Origin of the sequence: Actibacterium mucosum KCTC 23349, assembly GCF_000647975.1 — a bacterium.
GTDB lineage: Bacteria > Pseudomonadota > Alphaproteobacteria > Rhodobacterales > Rhodobacteraceae > Actibacterium > Actibacterium mucosum.
In genome coordinates, this window is record NZ_JFKE01000001.1 from 134,187 (window position 1) to 152,290 (window position 18,104).

At 58.5% G+C, this 18,104-nt stretch carries 15 protein-coding genes and 1 tRNA gene; 5 read left to right on the forward strand and 11 right to left on the reverse strand.

Annotated elements, in window-relative coordinates; all coding sequences use genetic code 11:
• Positions 1-12: 12 nt before the first annotated feature.
• The 11 genes from dgoD to ACMU_RS00765 all read right to left on the reverse strand — a co-directional run bounded on the left by dgoD (position 13) and on the right by ACMU_RS00765 (position 11,320).
• The gene (gene dgoD, locus ACMU_RS00715) at positions 13-1,146 is read right to left on the reverse strand and encodes a galactonate dehydratase (RefSeq protein WP_035255246.1); all 1,134 of its coding nucleotides are present in this window, start codon (positions 1,144-1,146) and stop codon (positions 13-15) included.
• Positions 1,143-2,027 (reverse strand): NAD-dependent epimerase/dehydratase family protein, encoded by an 885-nt coding sequence (locus tag ACMU_RS00720; protein ID WP_051587745.1) that lies wholly within the window; start codon positions 2,025-2,027, stop codon positions 1,143-1,145. Before ACMU_RS00720 ends, dgoD begins: the two co-directional genes overlap by 4 nt.
• A gap of 4 nt (positions 2,028-2,031) precedes the next feature.
• Positions 2,032-3,036 (reverse strand): ABC transporter ATP-binding protein, encoded by a 1,005-nt coding sequence (locus ACMU_RS00725; protein WP_035255248.1) that lies wholly within the window; start codon positions 3,034-3,036, stop codon positions 2,032-2,034.
• Positions 3,029-4,618, reverse strand: coding sequence for a glycoside hydrolase family 43 protein (locus ACMU_RS00730; protein WP_035255251.1), 1,590 nt, complete (start codon positions 4,616-4,618; stop codon positions 3,029-3,031). The genes ACMU_RS00725 and ACMU_RS00730 overlap by 8 nt, the downstream gene beginning before the upstream one ends.
• Positions 4,615-5,436 carry a carbohydrate ABC transporter permease gene (locus tag ACMU_RS00735; RefSeq protein WP_035255252.1) on the reverse strand — a complete coding sequence of 274 codons (822 nt, stop codon included), beginning with the start codon at positions 5,434-5,436 and terminating at the stop codon, positions 4,615-4,617. The genes ACMU_RS00730 and ACMU_RS00735 overlap by 4 nt, the downstream gene beginning before the upstream one ends.
• A gap of 1 nt (position 5,437) precedes the next feature.
• On the reverse strand, positions 5,438-6,397 hold the full coding sequence (locus ACMU_RS00740; RefSeq protein ID WP_035255255.1) for a carbohydrate ABC transporter permease: 960 nt from the start codon (positions 6,395-6,397) through the stop codon (positions 5,438-5,440).
• Between the two features lie 85 nt (positions 6,398-6,482).
• Positions 6,483-7,736, reverse strand: coding sequence for an ABC transporter substrate-binding protein (locus ACMU_RS00745; RefSeq protein WP_035255258.1), 1,254 nt, complete (start codon positions 7,734-7,736; stop codon positions 6,483-6,485).
• 70 nt (positions 7,737-7,806) lie between these two features.
• Complete coding sequence (locus tag ACMU_RS00750; protein WP_035255990.1) at positions 7,807-8,634, reverse strand: carbohydrate ABC transporter permease; 828 nt, start codon at positions 8,632-8,634, stop codon at positions 7,807-7,809.
• Positions 8,634-9,506: a carbohydrate ABC transporter permease gene (locus tag ACMU_RS00755; protein WP_201769852.1), complete on the reverse strand. Its 873-nt coding sequence runs from the start codon at positions 9,504-9,506 to the stop codon at positions 8,634-8,636. Before ACMU_RS00755 ends, ACMU_RS00750 begins: the two co-directional genes overlap by 1 nt.
• Before the next feature lie 155 nt (positions 9,507-9,661).
• On the reverse strand, positions 9,662-10,918 hold the full coding sequence (locus ACMU_RS00760; protein ID WP_035255261.1) for an ABC transporter substrate-binding protein: 1,257 nt from the start codon (positions 10,916-10,918) through the stop codon (positions 9,662-9,664).
• A 325-nt stretch (positions 10,919-11,243) separates the two neighbouring features.
• Positions 11,244-11,320, reverse strand: a tRNA-Arg gene (locus ACMU_RS00765).
• A gap of 115 nt (positions 11,321-11,435) precedes the next feature.
• On the opposite strand from ACMU_RS00765, the gene ACMU_RS00770 reads away from it, so the two are divergent.
• The 5 genes from ACMU_RS00770 to ACMU_RS00790 all read left to right on the forward strand — a co-directional run bounded on the left by ACMU_RS00770 (position 11,436) and on the right by ACMU_RS00790 (position 18,096).
• On the forward strand, positions 11,436-12,470 hold the full coding sequence (locus ACMU_RS00770) for a LacI family DNA-binding transcriptional regulator (protein ID WP_035255265.1): 1,035 nt from the start codon (positions 11,436-11,438) through the stop codon (positions 12,468-12,470).
• 70 nt (positions 12,471-12,540) lie between these two features.
• A complete protein-coding gene (locus ACMU_RS00775; protein ID WP_035255267.1) occupies positions 12,541-13,272 on the forward strand; it encodes a glycosyltransferase family 2 protein in 732 nt (243 codons plus the stop codon).
• Complete coding sequence (locus ACMU_RS00780) at positions 13,265-13,573, forward strand: lipid-A-disaccharide synthase N-terminal domain-containing protein (protein ID WP_035255991.1); 309 nt, start codon at positions 13,265-13,267, stop codon at positions 13,571-13,573. The genes ACMU_RS00775 and ACMU_RS00780 overlap by 8 nt, the downstream gene beginning before the upstream one ends.
• 25 nt (positions 13,574-13,598) lie before the next feature.
• Positions 13,599-14,990, forward strand: coding sequence for an ArnT family glycosyltransferase (locus tag ACMU_RS00785; protein ID WP_051587746.1), 1,392 nt, complete (start codon positions 13,599-13,601; stop codon positions 14,988-14,990).
• 181 nt (positions 14,991-15,171) lie between these two features.
• Positions 15,172-18,096 carry a hypothetical protein gene (locus ACMU_RS00790; protein WP_152544473.1) on the forward strand — a complete coding sequence of 975 codons (2,925 nt, stop codon included), beginning with the start codon at positions 15,172-15,174 and terminating at the stop codon, positions 18,094-18,096.
• Positions 18,097-18,104 lie beyond the last annotated feature (8 nt).

Consider the following 18,104-nt stretch of genomic DNA (forward strand, 5'->3'; position numbering starts at 1 on the left):
ACAGCGGTTTTCTTACCAGTTGGCGAACGAGCCGTCTTCGCGATGCAGGATCGGCAAGTGTTCGTGTTCAAACGGGTAGTTTTCAAGGAACTCGGGGTGGAAATCGATACCCAGCCCCGGCTTGCCTTCGCAGTTCAGGTACCCGTCTTCCCAGATCTGATCGGTGGTCACCAGATCCGGCAGGCTTTCGCCCGGTCGTTTGGGCAATTCCTGCACCAACACGTTGGGCGAGGCCAGGTTCAGGTGCAGACACGCCGCTGACGACACCGGCCCGATCGGGTTGTGTACTGCCAGGTCAACCATATGTGCCTCGGACAAGGCGGCGATCTTGCGGCCTTCGGTAATGCCACCGGCAATGCACAGATCCACGCGGGCATAATCGATTAGCCCATCGCGGATCACGTCCGCAAACATCCACTTGCTGGCAAATTGCTCGCCTACCGCCATCGGGGCGCTGGTTTGACCGCGCAGGGTTTTGTAGCCGCCGTAATATTCGCTGCGCAGCGCATCTTCGATAAACATCGGGCGGTACTGTTCCACCGCGCGGCAGAAATACGCGGCCTCGGCCGGGGTCAGCTTGGTATGCGCGTCGAAACAAAGCTCGATATCGGGGCCAAGCTCGGTGCGCAGCAGACGGAATTCCTCGATGGCTTTCTCAACCGCCCACGCTCCGCGCATCACCATGTCGTCTTTGTAGGACGGCTCCCACCGGATTGCTTTCCAACCGTCGGCCACCCGCTCTTTTGCGCGCTCCAAAGTGTCTTGCGGCGTCGCGCCACCAATGTGGCAATAGGTCAGAACCTTATCGCGCGTCCGACCACCCAGCAATTCATAGACAGGCACGCCCAGCGCCTTGCCCTTGATGTCCCACAGCGCGATATCAATTGCGGCGATGGCCGAGGACAGCACCTGACCCGACGGGTGAAAACCCGACCGCCACATGGTTTGCCAATGGTGTTCGATCTTGAATGGGTCCTGCCCGATCAAAAGCGAAGAAAGGTCGCGCACCATGCCCGAAACGGCGTACTCACGGCTGGTCAGGCCGCTTTCGCCCACGCCGTAGATGCCTTCGTCGGTGACAACTTCGACGAATAGCATCGTGCGCCACTCTTTCAGGATGTGGGTGCGGATTTCCGTGATTTTCATAGCAACTCACCAGTTTCGGGGTCGCGCCCCAGCACGCTGGCCCAGGAATGTTTCGGAGCCCAGCCCAGTTCGCGCTTGGCTTTTTCGCTGGTTAGAAACGCCTCGCGGCCCTTCGCGCCCGCATGCACTTTCAGACCGGGCCAGACCTGTTCAACGATCTCGCGGGTCGAGATGTTCATGATGTTGTCGTCTGCCGCGATGGTATAAACATTCGCGCCGGTCAGATCGGTGATCAGCGACAGGCGCACGGCCTCGGCACTGTCTTCGCAATGGATGTAACCCCAGGTGTTGAAGCGGCGCGAGTTCACATCGCCCCAATAGCCGGGGATGGACTGGAAGTTCTGCGGGTGATCGGGATCATCGTACAGAACATTCGACAGGCGCAGCCCGACAAACACCATGTCGTACAGGTTAGCCATCATCTCGGCCACGTCTTCGGTCGCGGCTTTCGAGATGGCATAAGCCGTTTGTGGAGTGCGGGCGACATCTTCGGTGGCGGGCACCTCCAACGGGGCGTTTTCCATGAACGGAAAACCGAAAATGGTTTCCGAACTGGCCCAGACCACACGCTTGATGCCCAGCGCCATTGCGGCGTTGAAGGCGTTGAAACAGGCAACCGTGTTGTTGTTGAACCGGTCCGCGCCTTCAAAATGGTCGTCATCGGGGCGCGGATCGCCGGCGAAATGCACCAATGCATCGCACCCTTCCATCGCGGCCAACACGGCCTTGTAATCCGTCATCTCAACTTCGATGAACGGACAATGCTGTTCCTTGGGGGCCTTGATATCAAGGTTCACGCATTCGTACCCGTGTTTCAACAGGTGCAAAATGACTGCGTTTCCAGCGCCGCCGGAACCTCCCGTTACGCAAATCTTTTTCATAGTATTAAGCTCTTGTTACGCTGCCATCATCGGCAAACAGGTGAATCGACCCCGCACGTGGGGTCATGAAAATATCGTCGCCGGCGTTCATGTTGACCTCGCCCGGCACCCGGACGGTCAGCGAGCCGGCCTGTTCTGCCTCGACATAGGCCACAGTGTCCGAACCCAGGTGTTCCACATGGCGCAGCCGGCCTTTCCAGGCGCCGGCATCGGGCGATACATCGATATGTTCCGGCCGCACACCCAGCACCTTGGCGCCTTTCTCGGCCGCAATCGGGCCTTCGATCAGGTTCATCTTGGGTGACCCGATGAAACCCGCCACAAACGGATTGTCGGGGGCGTTGTACAGGTCCATCGGGCGACCAACCTGTTGGATGATACCGGCCTTCATGATCACGATCTGGTCGGCCATGGTCATCGCCTCGACCTGGTCGTGGGTCACGTAAATCATCGTGGCGTCCAGTTTCGAGTGCAGTTCGGCCAGTTCCACCCGCATCTGGGTACGCAGCGCGGCGTCGAGGTTCGACAGCGGTTCGTCGAACAGGAACACTTTGGGTTTGCGCACAATCGACCGGCCAATGGCAACACGCTGACGTTGACCACCCGAAAGCTGCTTGGGCTTGCGGTCCAACAGCGGGCCCAATTGCAGGATCTCGGCGGCTTCGTCGACGCGTGCATCGATTTCCGCCTTGGGGGTTTTGGCCAGTTTCAGACCAAAGCCGATGTTTTGGCGCACCGTCATGTGGGGGTACAGTGCGTAAGACTGGAACACCATCGCGATGCCGCGATCCGACGGTTCGGCGTGGGTAACGTCTTCGCCCCCAATGGTGATCGAACCGGCGCTGACCTCTTCCAGCCCTGCGATCATGCGCAGCAGCGTGGATTTACCGCAGCCCGACGGGCCAACCAGCACCGAAAAGGACCGGTTCGGGACGGTCAGGCTGAGGTTCGGAATCACCTCGACCGTGCCAAAAGTTTTGTTTACGCCAGTGATCTGAACTTCAGCCATCGTTGCGTTCCTCTTTTCTGTTCTTGTAGGCAAAGCGGCTGAAATCGGCTGTCCAGGCCGTGCCGCTGTTGTCTTGGGCAGCCATGCCCACAAATGCTCCGGTGAAACAGGCGTGTTCGCCACGCCCACCCTCGTCGGACAAAGCCGACGCATCCAGTTTGGGCCCAATCGGCGCCCAGGTGCCGCCGGCAATCCGCCAACGGAATTGCAGAACCGTCAGGTCCACGTCCACGCCCAGCTCAACAGGGCCGTCGGGGATGGGGTAACCTTCGCCCAGCGGCAGGGACACATGGCCATCGGGCCAAGCGCCTGCGCAGCTTTGGATACCCAGCACCCGGCGGCCATCATCATCGCGCGAGACATGCAGATAGTGGAACTGCGTGCTGTTGTAATAGGCGGTCAGACCGGCCTGTGTCTTGTAGTCGCGCGGGTCGCAGTCCAGCGCGCATTCGGCGCTGTAGCGCCAACCGGTTTGGCGGCGAGCCACCAGCGCGCTTTCGTACAGCGAGCCGATGCTTTCGCGCCCGATCAGCCGCAGATGACCCTCGTGCGCGGTGGTGTCGAACAGGCGTTCGGGTTCGGGCGTGCGCAGCCACTGGAAATCCGGATGCAGCTTGGCGCCGAAGGCATAGACGACATCATCGTCGGCAAAACCATCCGTGGCCACGTCATAGCGCGCCTTGTCCAACGTCAGCCAGCCGTCATCGGTCCACTCCACCTGCGCAATCGCGGTTTCGCGACCCAGCGGGGACCGGCGCGTGCCCGGCAACGGCCTCGAGCACAGGAAAGTGTGCCAGAAGGTGCCATCGGGCGCCTCGATATACTGGCCGTGGCCGGTGCGTTGCAGCGGTTCATCCGGCGCATCGGCTGCGGTGATCAGATAGGATTTGTCACCAACCTCGTACGGGCCATCGATGTTGCGCGACCGGGCATAGGTCACCACGTGGTTATACCCGGTGCCGCCTTCGGCCAGCGTCAGGTAATACCACCCGTCGCGTTTGAAGATATGCGGCCCTTCGGTGCAGTCCTTCTTGGTCCGGGTAAAGATCCGCTTGATCGGGCCAACCAGCCGTCGCGCGTCGTGGTCGTATTCCTGCAGAACGATGCCACCGAAGAAACTCCGCCCCGGCAACTGCCCGCGATAATCCCAATCCATGTTCACATGCCATTTGCGGCCATCGTCGTCATGAAAGATCGACGCATCGAAGCCGCTGGAGTTCAGGTAAACCGGCTCGGACCATGGCCCCTCGATACTCGGGGCAGTGGTGACGTAGTTGTGGGTGTCCTTGTAGTTGCCGTTATACCGTTTCACGTCGGTATAGACCAACCAGAACAGCCCGTCGGCATAGCTGAGGCACGGCGCCCAGACGCCGCAGCTGTCAGGCTCGCCCCGCATGTCCAGCAGGCTGGCCCGGTCCAAAGGCCGCGACACCAGCCGCCAGTTCTGCAGGTCTTCCGAGGCGTTGATCTCGACCCCCGGGAACCACTCGAATGTCGAGGTGGCCACGTAATACGTGCCGCCCACCCGGCAGATCGAGGGATCGGGGTGAAAGCCCGGAAGGATTGGATTGGTAATCCTCATCCTTTCACCGCCCCACCGGTCAAGCCGGCCACGATGTATTTCTGCGCGGCAAGGAAGAACACAACGGCCGGCGCCAGCGTGGCCGATACGAATGCCAGCGTGCGGTTCCACTCGGCCGCATACTCGCCGCGGTAATCCATCGCGCCCAGCGTCCAGGTATAGCCCTCGCGGTCGTTCAGCATGATCAGCGGCAGCAGATAGTTGTTCCAGCTTTGTACAAAAACAAAGGTGGCAATCGTCGCCAGGATCGGCGTGCTGAGCGGCAAGGTAAAGCGCCAGAAGAACTGGATATACCCGCAGCCATCGACACGTGCGGCGTCAAACAGCTCTTCCGGCATCTGCGCAAAGAAGGTGCGGAAGAACATGATCGAAAACGCCAGACCAAACCCAACCTGCGGCAACACAACGCCCCACGGTGTGTCCAGAATGCCCAGATCGCGCACTGTCAGGAACAGCGGCATGATCGCGGCGGCAAAGGGAAACATCAGCCCCAGCAACAGGTAGTTGAACAAAAAGCGCGAGCCGAAAAAGCGTACCTGCGCAAAGGCATAGGCGCACATCGAGCCAAGTACCAATGTCAAAACGACGGTCATGATCGAGATCAGGAACGAGTTCCAAAGATACCGCCAAAATTGTGCGTCACCCAGGATCTCGCCATAGAACTGCAGATCCCATTCTTGCGGCAACCCAAACGGCGACACCCGCAATTCGCCATTGGATTTAAATCCCCCCAGGATCGTCGCCAGCAAAGGCACAACGATCAAGCTGGAGACAAACAAAAGGAAGATGATGCGGCCGGATTCTTTCCACGAAAACATCTTATTGCCCCCGCTGCACGGTATTGCGGTAAACCAGCGCGAAGATCACGCCGACAGCGAACAGGAAAACACCCACGGCCGAGCCGAAGCCGACATTCAGGCGGATGAAGCCAAAGTTATAAAGATAGCTCACCAACGTATGCGAGCTGTTCGAAGGTCCACCAGCCGTCATAGGCATCACAAGGTCGAACACCTGCAAGCCACCCAGCACGGAGTAGAAGATCGAAATCGTGATCGCCGGCCACAGCAGCGGGATCTGGATATAGACCGCCTTTTGCACCGTCTTGGCGCCGTCAATCGATGCGGCCTCAAGCATCTCGCGGCTGATTGATTGCAGCCCCGCGATGTAGATCATCATGTGAAAACCAAAATACTTCCAAACGATAACCGCCAGGATCGAGTAGAACGCCCATGGTTTTTCCGCCAATGGGAAGAACGCTTCTTCCATCCCCATAAGGTCGGATATCCATTTTGACAGCCCGTAGTTGCCGTCAAGTACGAAGCTGAAAATCAGGCCCGTCGCCACCTCTGCCATGATATAGGGAAGAAAGAAGATCAACCGAAAGACCGTGTTGATGCGGCTGTTGTTGTAAATCATCAGCGCCAATAGCAAAGCGATGGGCAACTGGATGATCAGCGACACCGCGATGACCAGAATTGTGTTTTTGAACGCCGTTTGGAAGGCCGAGTGACCCGAAAAACGGTCAAAGTTCTGAGCCCCGATCCAGGTGCCGAAATCGCGCCCGGTATCCTCGTTGAATGCCCACGGCGCAGGACCGTAGCCCGACCATTTGTAGGGGGCGAAGAAGCCCGCCTGCAGCATCGGCAGCATCACGAAAATCGTGAACACGACAATGGCGGGCGGCACGAAGATCACCAGCATGCGCAGCTGGCCGTTTGCCATCATCCGTTGCCACGCTGAAGGCGGCCGGATCGTGATATGGTCGTCGGCGGTGGTCATTTCCTGTCTTTCCGTTGGAAGGTTGCCCTGCCCCAAATCGTGGGGCAGGGCAGTGTTATGGGGAGATCATCAGGTCAGTGAGCGATCACTGGAACTGACGGGTTTCTTCCAGCTGGGCCGCGGCCTCGGCCGGAGTGATGTCGCCGGTCGCCATCTGAGCGGACACGTCGTTGATCGCACCGCCCAGGGTCGAACCAAAGAACTGGTCCAGGAACAGCTGGTGGTAGGTCGAAGCACCACCAATGGCGGCGAACTGCTTCAGGATCACGTCTTCAACCAGACCACCTGCCGACGGCACGGTGGGGATATATACGCCCTCGGTTGCCGCACGTTTCTGCGCCTCGACACCCATGAAGGTTTTCAGGAAGTCGATGGCCTCGTCCGGTGCGTTCTTGGTCAGAACAAAGCCCGAAGCCCCACCCAGCGTGTCGGTGATGGCGCCTTTGCCACCCTCAATCATCGGGAAGGGGATCACGCCCAGCTGGTCGTCGGTCAGACCACCGTTCGAGGCGGCACCCCGGCTGGCGCCCAGATCCCAGTCACCCATCAGGTGGAACAGGCTGCCACCGTCGCCCCACAGACCGGTTGCGGCGTCGTATTTCACGCCCATAAAGCCCGGCTGGAACGGATCCATCTCGATCAGGCGCACATATTCTTCACCTGCGCGCACCCAGTCAGCATTGTCAAAACCACCGTTTTCACCGGCAGCCGACGCGGCCATGCCTTCCTGACCCATGATGCGCATAGCAATCAGCGAGTAGAAGAAGTGCAGCGGCCACTTGTCCTGACCACCCACGACGAACGGTGTAACGCCCGCGTCTTTGGCGGCTTTCACCTGATCCAGCAGATCGTCATAGGTCTGAATGGCGGTCGGGTCTACGCCAACCTGTTTGGCCAGGTCTTTGTTGTACCATATCGCCACGTTCTGCGAGGCCTCGGGCGCGCCATAGAACTTGCCGTTATAGCTCAGCGCGGCCATACCGCCGGCCGACAGGTCTTGTTGCCACTCGGCCACGACATCTTCGGGCAGAGCACGCAGGAAACCCTGATCAGCCTGCTCGTAGAACACGCCGCCCGACCAGCTGAAGAACATGTCGGGTGCAGCATCCGACTGCAGCAGCGTCGGCAGTTTCTGCTTGAACGCTTCGTCTTCCATGAACTCCAGGTTCACGGTCACGCCGGGGTTTGCGGCGTTATAGGCGGCAACTGTATCTTCATACAGCGTGCGCCAGTTTTCGCTGTCGCGGTTGATCGACAACACGTTCACTTCGACTTCTGCAGACGCCATGCCTGCGGTCAGTGCAACGGCCGAGGCCAGAGTTAGGTTTACGAATTTCATTTACTTCCTCCTGTCGTAAATGGTCTGGGTTTTTTATGGGCGCCGCACGCCAATTGGGTGACGTGTGGGCTCATCCTTTCACCGCCCCGCCGGTCAGGCCGGCAACGATGTATTTCTGCGCGGCAAGGAAAAAGACGATGGCCGGGGCAAGTGACAACGTCACAAAGGCCAGGATCTTGTTCCATTCCACGATGTATTCGCCCTGAAACTGCAACATGCCCAGCGGCCATGTGATGTTTTCCGAGCTGTTCAACATGATCAGCGGCAGCAAATAGTTGTTCCAGCTGCCCACGAAGATGAACGTCGCCACCGTCGCGATGATCGGCGTGCTCAGTGGCAACGTGAAGGAAAGATAAAAACGTGCATAGCCACAGCCATCGACGCGGGCGGCTTCGAACAATTCTCGCGGCAATTCGTCAAAGAACGTCCGGAACAGCAGAGTTGAAAACGCCAGACCAAAGGCCACCTGCGGCACGATCACGCCCCATGGCGTATCCACCAGCCCAAAGTCGCGCACCTTGATGAACAGTGGGATAATCGCGGCGGCAAAAGGAAACATCAGCCCCATCAGAAGGTAACCAAAGATATATTCCGACCCGAAGAACCGCATGTGCGAAAAGGTAAATGCCGCCATCGACGCCACGATGACCGTGATCAAAGTGGTCACGAAAGAAATGAACAGCGAATTCCACAAATACCGCCAGAAATCCGGATCCACGAGGATGCCGTGATAGAACTCAAGATGCCAATTGCGGGGGAAAAGGAAAGGGTTGGTGGTCAGGTCGCCCTGCGTTTTGAAGCCACCCAGAACCGTTGCCGACAGAGGGAACAGAATGGCAAAGGTGACCAACATAAGGACGATGATGCGTGTGGCTTGTCGCCATCCGAAAGTGGGCATCATTTCTCTCCTTGCCGCATAACAAACCGGCGATAGCTGAAGGCGAAGACGAAGCTGACGATGAACAGGACCACGCCGACCGACGAGCCAAATCCAACCTTTTGCCGCACGAGGCCGAAGTTATAGAGGTAGCTCACCAGCGTATGTGTCGTATTCGACGGACCGCCGCGGGTCAGCGGGATGATCAGGTCAAACAGCTGCAGGCTGCCAACGACTGCAAAGAAGACAGAAACAACGATCGCCGGTTTCAGCATCGGGATCTGGATATAGCGGGTGATCTGCCACGGGGTGCCGCCATCGATACGCGCGGCCTCGATCAGGTCGTCGGGGATCGATTGCAGCGCAGCGATGAAAATCATCATGTGGAACCCGAAATACTTCCACACAAACACCAGCAATAGCACGGGCATCGCCCAAGTTCGGTCCGCAAGAGGATAAACCTGTTCCCAGCCGAACCACGTAGTGAAGATCGACGTCACGCCATAGTCGCCGTCGAAAATGAACGACCAGATCAGGCCGGTTGCCACTTCGGCCAGAATAAACGGCACAAAGAAAACAAGGCGGAAGAAGGTGTTGGATTTGCTCTTGCGATAGATCAGCAGAGCCATCGCCATGCCAAGGGGGATCTGCAGCAGTAGCGCGACACCAACGAAGACCAGTGTGTTGTTAAACGACCGCATGAAGGTCGAATGCTTGGTCAGCCGTTCGAAGTTGCGGCTGCCGACCCAATCGGTGGGGCCTTCACCATATCCGGACCATTTAAAGCCCGAGTACCAGGCCCCTTCCAGCAGTGGCATGAATACGAACAAGGTGAACAACATCAGCGCCGGCGGCAGGAAGAACAGGATCGTCGTCAGACGCCCGTCTCGCATCGCCTTGCGCAGCCTCGAGGGGCGGGAAGCCGCTGCTGGGGCCGTATGTGTATGTGCCAGGCTCATATGTTTGCGCTCACATCTCAGGGTGGTTTTGTCTGACGTGCAGGGTGGTGATTGGGGGCACCACCCTGCCTGTCAGCCAGCAGGAGGATTTACTGAAGCTGACGTTCTTCTTCCATCAGGTCCTGTGCATCCTCGGGCGACACCGCTCCCGAGATCAGATCGACGGCGATGTCCAGCTGGACAGCCGCGATCGCGGGGTTCAGGTTCTGATCGAATACCGTGTGGCCAGAGCTTTCGCCAAGACGTGCGGCCGACCATTTGTTGTGGCTGTCTTCCACCAGCTCATCCGCACCGATGGCCATCGGCAGGAAGAAGCCCAGGCCACCGGCCTCGGTCTGGTTCTCGGTGCCTACATAGTGGCACAGAAAGTCAACGGCCGTGTCCGACGCGCCGGCCGAAACCAGCCAGCCGTTCATGCCGCCATAGGTGGCTTTGGGGTTACCCGCACCGCCTTCAACAACGGGGAACGACACCACGCCGATCTCTTCGTTGGTCATGCCTTTGCCGTCGGTGGCCGTGGCACGCTGTGCAGATACCAGCCATTCACCCATCAGCATGAAGATACCCTTCTGGTCACCAAACAAGGTCTGCGTCTTGTCATAGGTGGTGTCCAGATAGCCGGGCTGGAACGGTTCCAGATCGCCCAGGCGCTTCAGCTGGCGTGCGGTCTCGACCCAAGCTTCTGAAGCAAAGCCGCCATCTTCACCGGCCACAGCCTTGGCGTACCCGTCGGGACCCATGATGCGGTCGGCCAGCATGGCGTGATAGAACATCACCGGCCACTTGTCCTTGGCGCCGATGATTACCGGCGGAATGCCCGAGGCCTTGGCGGTTTCAACCTGGCCCAGGAAGTCGTCCCAGGTTTTGATCTCTTCGGGGTTAATCCCTGCTTCGGCGGCCAGACGCTTGTTGTACCACAGCGCCACGTTCGATGCGTACATCGGCAGGCCATAAAGCTTGCCGTCGACCGAATAGGCGTTTTTGCCGCCCTCGCCATGCATCGCGGCACAGCCGGTGCTTTCGGCGTAATCGGTAATGTCACGCAGCACGCCCTGGCTTGCCTGTTCGGCAACAAGACCACCCGAGAACGAGAAGAACAGGTCCGGCTTGCCCTTCGATTGCAACAGCGTTGGCAGCTTCACTTTGAAGCTTTCGTCGTCCATATACTCGACGATGACGTCGACACCTGGGTTTGCCGCCTCAAATGCTTTCTCGACGCGGTCGATGTATTCAACCTCACCGGCGCGGTTGGTGACGATCGAAAGAACCTTCACCTCTTCGGCAACCAAGACTGTCGGAATAGATATTGCGGTCGCAGCCATAAGGCTGATCAGTTTTGTACGCATCTTGTCCTCCCTAGCAATGCGTTCAGATCGGTCGCTGAGTCCGGGCCCCACGATTTGTGTGATAACCCATCCAATCGCTCTAGATCATACCTAGAGTATTGAATGCGATTCACAAACTGTCAATCTGATTCGAATTGCACCCCATTTTCCCAATGATTTCAGGGTTTTCACCCTTGATCCCGACCAACAGGGTGGCAGCTTTCGCAGCGAAAGAAAGAAAAATTTTGCCGTGAAATTTATTCCCGGTACCGCTTATGCGTGTGCGTATTCCCGCATATGGCGCGTCGGCAGGTCAAGCTTTATGTCGAGAAATTATTGATTTGCCTGGCGACCCCGGCAGGATTCGAACCTGCAACCTGCCCCTTAGGAGGGGGCTGCTCTATCCAGTTGAGCCACGGGGCCTGTGCGACCCTTTGTTGCCGCAAGGCCGGGCAATGTGCAAGCGTGGCTTTGCCTTGTCATTTCTGGCTCCATCGGGCTAACTAGGTCCATTCTTGCAGTCAGTCAGGACACCGCATTGACCGAAACTACTCCACCCCGCCCGCATCGCCCTCTTACACTTCGTGATGTATCCGAAGCTTCAGGGGTCAGCGAAATGACGGTCAGCCGGGTGTTGCGCAATCGGGGCGACGTGTCCGAAGCGACGCGGGCCAAGGTTTTGGAGGCCTCCAAGCAACTGGGCTATGTACCCAACAAAATCGCGGGTGCGTTGGCTTCGCAACGCGTGAACCTTGTAGGGGTTGTGATCCCGTCGCTTTCCAACATGGTCTTCCCCGAAGTGATGACTGGAATCTCGCACGTCCTTGAAAAGACAGACCTGCAGCCGGTTGTGGGCGTGACACACTACAAGCCCGAAGAAGAAGAGCGCGTATTGTACGAGATGTTGTCGTGGCGGCCCTCGGGCATGATCATTGCCGGGCTGGAACACAGCGAAGCCGCGCGCGCCATGCTGATCGCCGCCGGCATTCCGATTGTCGAGATCATGGATACCGATGGCGAGGCCATCGACTCGGTTGTCGGGATCTCGCACCGCCGCGCCGGGATCGAGATGGCCCGCGCCATCGCCAAGGCCGGGTACGAGAACATCGCCTTTATCGGCACCAAGATGCCGCGTGACCACCGCGCCCGGAAACGGTTCGAAGGGCTGACCGACGAACTGGGCAAGAAGGGCATAGAAATTGCAGAGAAGGAGTTTTACTCCGGCGGCTCTGGTCTGGCCAAAGGGCGTGAACTGACCGAAAAGATCCTTAAACGCAATCCGGACGTTGATTTCATTTATTATTCCAATGACATGATCGCGGCCGGCGGGCTGATGTACTGCAAAGACAATGGTATCAAGGTGCCAAGCCAGGTGGGCCTTGCCGGGTTCAACGGCATCGAATTGTTGGATGGATTTTCGACCAAACTCGCGACGATGGATGCTTGCCGGCACGAGATCGGTGCCAGGGCTGCCGAAATCATTGCCGGGGCCTGCGAAGCAGGCAAATCCGCGACCGGGCAACGGGTAGAGCTTAGCCCGAAAATTGCGCCGGGTGACACGCTTAAGCGCTGATTGCCTCATCAGTAGACATAGCTTCTGCTTTGGTGTTTAAGCGGGCCGAATTTGGCCAAACGAGGCGCTTATGACAACAGTATCGATTGTCATCCCGATGAAGAACGAAGCCGGGAATGTGGCCGATGTCGTGTCCGAAATTGCCGCCGCGTGCGACGGGAAAACGGAATACGAAATCATCGTTGTCGACGATGGCTCAACCGATGAAACGGCGGCGATCACACGGGGCCTGCGGGCCAACCATCCGACCCTGCGCCTGATACAGCATCCACAATCGGGTGGCCAAAGCGCCGGCGTGCACAGCGGCGTCCTGGCGGCCAAGGGGCGGATTATCTGCACGCTGGACGGTGACGGCCAGAACCCGCCGTCGGAATTGCCGAAACTGTTCGAACCGCTTTTGGCGGACCAGACCGGGCGGCTGGGCCTCGTCGCCGGGCAACGCGTGAACCGGCAGGATACCGCGTCCAAGAAACTGGCCTCGCGCTTTGCCAACCGTCTGCGCGGCTGGATGCTGAACGACGGCACGCGCGACACGGGCTGCGGGCTGAAAGGGTTCCGCCGCGATGCGTTTCTGCGCCTGCCCTTCTTCAATCACATGCACCGCTATCTGCCGGCGTTGTTCAAACGCGACGGGTGGGAGATCGCGCTGGTTGATGTTTCGCATCGCGAACGTCAGGCTGGCACCTCGAACTATTCGAATCTGCAGCGCGCGCTGGTGGGCATCTATGACTTGATCGGCGTGGCTTGGCTGATCCGCCGCCGCAAAACCGCCACCCCTACCGAGGCGCAGATGGATGGCTGAAACGCTGTTCAACTTCCTGGCCGTCGACAGCTGGGCCGAGTTCTGGTGGGTCATCATTGGGCTGTTTGGCCAATTGCTGTTCATGGGCCGGTTTCTGGTGCAGTGGATCGCCAGCGAACGGGCCCGCAAATCGGTGGTGCCGCTGGCATTCTGGTATTTCTCAATCGGCGGCGGCATCATCCTGTTTGCCTATGCCGTCTATCGGGCCGACCCGGTGTTCATCCTGGGCCAGTCGATGGGCCTGTTCATCTATCTGCGCAATCTGTGGCTGATCTATGCTGAAAAGCGCGCCGAGGGCTGATCGTGCGGGCTGGCTGAGGCCAGCCGTGCTGATCGTTGGGGTTATTACCCTTGTGCGGATCGTCGTGCTGGCATTTGCGCGGTTGGATCTGTTTGTGGACGAGTCCCAGTATTGGCTTTGGGGGCAGGAATTCGCCTTCGGTTACTACTCCAAACCGCCGCTGATCGGCTGGCTGATCGGCGCCGTGACAACCCTGGCCGGCAGTGACGCTCCGTTTTGGGTACGCCTTCCCGCACCGGTTCTGCATGGTGGCACATCGCTGGTGCTGGGCGGCATTGCAGCACAGCTTTTCGGTGCACGCGCCGGTGTGATGACCGCTGCGGGGTTTGTGACACTGCCGATGGTCGCCTTGTCCTCGATCTTTCTGTCAACAGACGTCGTAATGTTCCTGCCATTGGCCGGGGCGCTGGCGCTATACGTGCAAATGCTCGAGCGACCGACAGTTGGTAAAGCACTCGTCGCAGGTGGCTTGCTGGGCCTCGCTTTTATGGCCAAATACGCAGCGGTTTACTACCTGATCTGTGGTGGCCTGGCGGCGGTTTTTTGGCCCGTGGCCCGCTTGTCTGTTCGTGACGTTTGTCTCATCCTGTTGGCCTTTGTCGTGGTGGCTGGCCCAAACCTGTGGTGGAACGCAGTGAACGGGTTCACCACGTTCAGCCACACCTTGGACAACGCCGATTGGGTGCGCGAGCCAGCCGCGCGAGCGGGTTTGAATTTTGATGGGTTGGTGGAGTTCTGGGCGGCGCAGTTGGCTGTTTTTGGTCCGGTGTTGTTCCCCGCCCTGTTCTGGTTCGCCCTGCACCGCCCCGGCCCTGTCAAAGGGCTGCTGGCCGCGTTCAGCCTGCCGGTTCTAGCATTGGTCTCGATCCAGGCGCTGCTGTCAGGGGCATACGCGAATTGGGCCGCAGCTGCCTATATTGCAGGTGCCATTTTGGTTCTGCCTCATCTGCCCCGCTGGGCTCTTGCCACCTCATTCACGCTGAACGGCGCTCTTTGCCTTGCACTGCCCTTACTGGCAGTGATGGGCGACCACCCCGCCGCCGCCAAAGCGGTTGAGCGTTACAAAGGCCGCACAGAAATGAGCCGTGCCATCGCCGAGCAAGCCCGCGCTTCTGGTGCAGCTTGGATCGTGGCCGAGGAACGTCAGATCCTTGCCGATCTTTTCTACACCCTACGCGACGATCCCTTGGAAATTCGCTCTGTACCGCCTGTTGGCCGACCGCTGCACCACTATGCCCAACATTTCGCCATGACAGATCGTGCCCCGGGCAAGATCCTTTACGCCACGCGGTCCGGCCAACCGCCGGTTTGCGCACCGGACGCGACGCCTGTGACGACTATTGCGCCGGAAACCGGGGCCTATAGACGCGGCGAAACAGCTCTGTTCCTTGTGCCCGGGGACTGCTGGGCGCAATAGATCGCATTTTCGCAAAACGCCGCGTCGTCGCCACAATCCCGCACAATCCAATCCAACCTGAACCCGCAGATTGTTTCCAACGCAGGGGTGCGTGTTGGAAGGGTGATGCCAAGTGGCCAGTTTTGTTTTTCAAGGCACGATTCACAGTGATTTGTTGTCAAATGTTTCGAACGCATCGCGGTTGGATACATCGGTTTCCGACAACACCCTGACACTGGTCAATAACGCAACCGGGTTTGCGGTTTCCTTTAACTTGTCGGCCGGGAACATGGCTACGGTATCGACCGAGGTGATTTACCCCCCTTCGCTTGGCCAAACAGACGCAGAGGTGCTGGACGGAGAGATCGTCACGCTTGGCCTCGACGATCTGCTGGCCATATCCAACGACGACGGTTCCGGCAGCCTGACGCTCTACGCCGGGCGTACCGGACAAGCCGAGGACCAAATCGAAGGGATTGCGGTCGAGATTGGCCAAACCACCTATGTCTACCTAGCCGCAACAGACGGTGATGCGCTCGGGGTGTATCGGCAAAACAACAATGGCTCGCTTAATGCCGTTACCGAGTTGGGCGACACCACCAACACTCTGCTGGACGCTGTCTCGTCAATGACGCAAGTGGCCGTCAACGGCACCACTTTCCTTGTTGCGGCATCCGGCACCGAGAACGGCCTGACAACTTTCGAAATCCAAAACGACGGAAGCCTGACGATCGCATCCAGTATCAGCGCCGGCGATCTGTTGCCAATTGATGTGCCGCAAGCGGTGGAAACGGTAACCATGGCGGGGAAACAATACGTCATTGCGGCGTCCAGCGGGTCATCCAGCCTTACCGTGCTGGAAGTCAGCGCCGATGGAAGCCTTGAGCCAATCGATCAGGTTATCGACACGCTGCACACTCGCTTTGCCACGGCCAGCGTTCTGGAAACCTTTGCAGTCGGCGATCACATTTTTGTCTTGGCCGCTGGCAGCGACGACGGGCTCAGCATTTTTCAATTGCTGCCCGATGGGCGCCTGCTGCACATGGAAACACTGGTCGACACACCACAGGCCAGCCTGTCCAACGTTACCGATATGTCGGTAAAAATTGTAGACGGCGAGATCCAATTGTTCGTCGTTTCAGGGCAAGAAGGCGGCGTATCGCAGTTCCGACTGGTTCCTTCAAATCTGGGCATTGTGGTTGAAAGCAACAACGCCACATTGTCGGGTACCGGCACCGACGACATCCTTTACGGAGGCGATGGCGCAAACACGATCCAGGGCAATAATGGCGACGATATCCTTATTGACGGTGCAGGCTCGGACACCATGGTCGGTGGGAATGGCCGCGACATCTTCGTTCTGACGACAGACGGCGAAGATGACACGATCATGGATTTCCAGTTGGGCGTAGACCGTCTGGACCTTTCTGCGTTCGGAATGGTCTATACGGTCGACGACCTGGTCGTGACATCAACCGGCGATGGGGTGATCCTTGCCTTTGGAGACGAGCGCGTCATCGTGCATACGCACAACGGTTTGTCACTTTCTGCGCAAGACTTTGTTCCATACGACCTGTTCAACAGCGACAGGGTGCAACTGGATCAAACGACGCCGCCCCCCCCGCCGCCGCCAGATGATCCTGCCATTGTCGAGGGCACGTCGGGCAATGACACTCTGACCGCCGGCGCAGGCGATCAATCGCTTTATGGGCGGGCCGGCAATGACACGATGATCGGAGGTGCAGGCGCGGATTTCATGCATGGTGGGGACGGTTTCGATGTGGCCAGCTACGCCACCGCTACCGCTGGCGTCGAAGCCGACCTGTCAACGCCGGGAAACAACAGCGGCGATGCCGCCGGAGACACGTACAAAGAAGTCGAAGGGCTTGTTGGTTCCGACTTCGACGACGAACTGGCCGGCGACAGCGAGCAGAATGAAATTCGCGGCGGCAGCGGCAACGACCTTCTGCGTGGAAGGGGGGGCGCGGACACGCTGCATGGTGATGGCGGCGCGGACACGCTGGTTGGAGGCAACGGGAACGACCAGCTGAAAGGTGGCGGCGGCAACGACATTTTGCGCGGCGGCAGCGGCGCCGATGTCCTTGAAGGTGCAGCCGGAATTGATACAGCCAGCTATTCACGGGCTACATCAGGCGTTGTTGCCGATTTGACTGCCCCGGAAAACAATACGGGCGAAGCAAAAGGTGACACCTATTCGGGCGTCGAAAATCTTGAGGGATCCGACCACAACGACACGTTGACGGGCAACGACGGGAACAATGAGATCGATGGTGGAACCGGAAATGATGTTCTGATCGGTGCGCAAGGTGCAGATACGTTGATCGGCGGCAGCGGAAACGACACGTTGCAAGGTGGCGCCGGGGCCGACACGTTAATCGGTGGCAACGGCATCGACACGGCCGACTATTCCAGCGCATCATCCGCCGTGAATGCAGACCTTGCCGCACCCGGGACCAACACGGGAGTCGCCGCTGGCGATACTTATGACAGTATCGAGAACATCACCGGGACAAACTTCAACGACACGCTAAAAGGTGACGAAGGCAACAACCTGATCGAAGGCGGTGCAGGCACCGATCGAATTTACGGGCAGGGTGGTGACGACCTGATCTATGGCGGGGACGGCGTTGGGATTCTGTTTGCCGGTGAAGGCAACAACGTCGTGCATGGCGGGTCAACCTTTGACCTGATCATCGGCGGCAACGGCGCTGACGAGTGTCACGGCGGAGGTTTCGTCGACTACATCTTTTCGCTGGGTGGAAATGACAACCTGTTTGGCGATGGTGGCAACGATGTTCTGAATGCCGGTGGCGGGCAAGATCGGCTAAACGGTGGCAGCGGCAACGATGCAATGACCGGAGGCAGCGGTTCCGACACATTCGTGTTCGACAGTTTTCGAAACGGGGAACAGGACACGATTACGGATTTTCAGAACGGTGTGGACCAGATCGAAATGACTGGAGTCAATGGATTTTCAAACCTGAATGTCAGTGGTTTCAGCTTCGGAGGAACCGCATACACGGTGATCACGCATGCCGATCATCAAATTGTACTGACGGGGTTTTCGCAAATTGATCTGGATGCGAGCGACTTTGTCTTCCTCTGAAAATTCGC

Excerpts from the sequence above, each read along its gene's own strand:
- ACMU_RS00780 (WP_035255991.1), top strand. The coding sequence starts at position 13,265 with ATGGCTGAAACGCTGTTCAACTTCCTGGCCGTCGACAGCTGGGCCGAG.
- ACMU_RS00730 (WP_035255251.1), bottom strand. The coding sequence starts at position 4,618 with ATGAGGATTACCAATCCAATCCTTCCGGGCTTTCACCCCGATCCCTCG.
- ACMU_RS00725 (WP_035255248.1), bottom strand. The coding sequence starts at position 3,036 with ATGGCTGAAGTTCAGATCACTGGCGTAAACAAAACTTTTGGCACGGTC.
- ACMU_RS00775 (WP_035255267.1), top strand. The coding sequence starts at position 12,541 with ATGACAACAGTATCGATTGTCATCCCGATGAAGAACGAAGCCGGGAAT.
- ACMU_RS00740 (WP_035255255.1), bottom strand. The coding sequence starts at position 6,397 with ATGACCACCGCCGACGACCATATCACGATCCGGCCGCCTTCAGCGTGG.
- ACMU_RS00760 (WP_035255261.1), bottom strand. The coding sequence starts at position 10,918 with ATGCGTACAAAACTGATCAGCCTTATGGCTGCGACCGCAATATCTATT.
- ACMU_RS00735 (WP_035255252.1), bottom strand. The coding sequence starts at position 5,436 with ATGTTTTCGTGGAAAGAATCCGGCCGCATCATCTTCCTTTTGTTTGTC.
- ACMU_RS00745 (WP_035255258.1), bottom strand. The coding sequence starts at position 7,736 with ATGAAATTCGTAAACCTAACTCTGGCCTCGGCCGTTGCACTGACCGCA.
- ACMU_RS00755 (WP_201769852.1), bottom strand. The coding sequence starts at position 9,506 with ATGCGAGACGGGCGTCTGACGACGATCCTGTTCTTCCTGCCGCCGGCG.
- dgoD (WP_035255246.1), bottom strand. The coding sequence starts at position 1,146 with ATGAAAATCACGGAAATCCGCACCCACATCCTGAAAGAGTGGCGCACG.
- ACMU_RS00720 (WP_051587745.1), bottom strand. The coding sequence starts at position 2,027 with ATGAAAAAGATTTGCGTAACGGGAGGTTCCGGCGGCGCTGGAAACGCA.
- ACMU_RS00750 (WP_035255990.1), bottom strand. The coding sequence starts at position 8,634 with ATGCCCACTTTCGGATGGCGACAAGCCACACGCATCATCGTCCTTATG.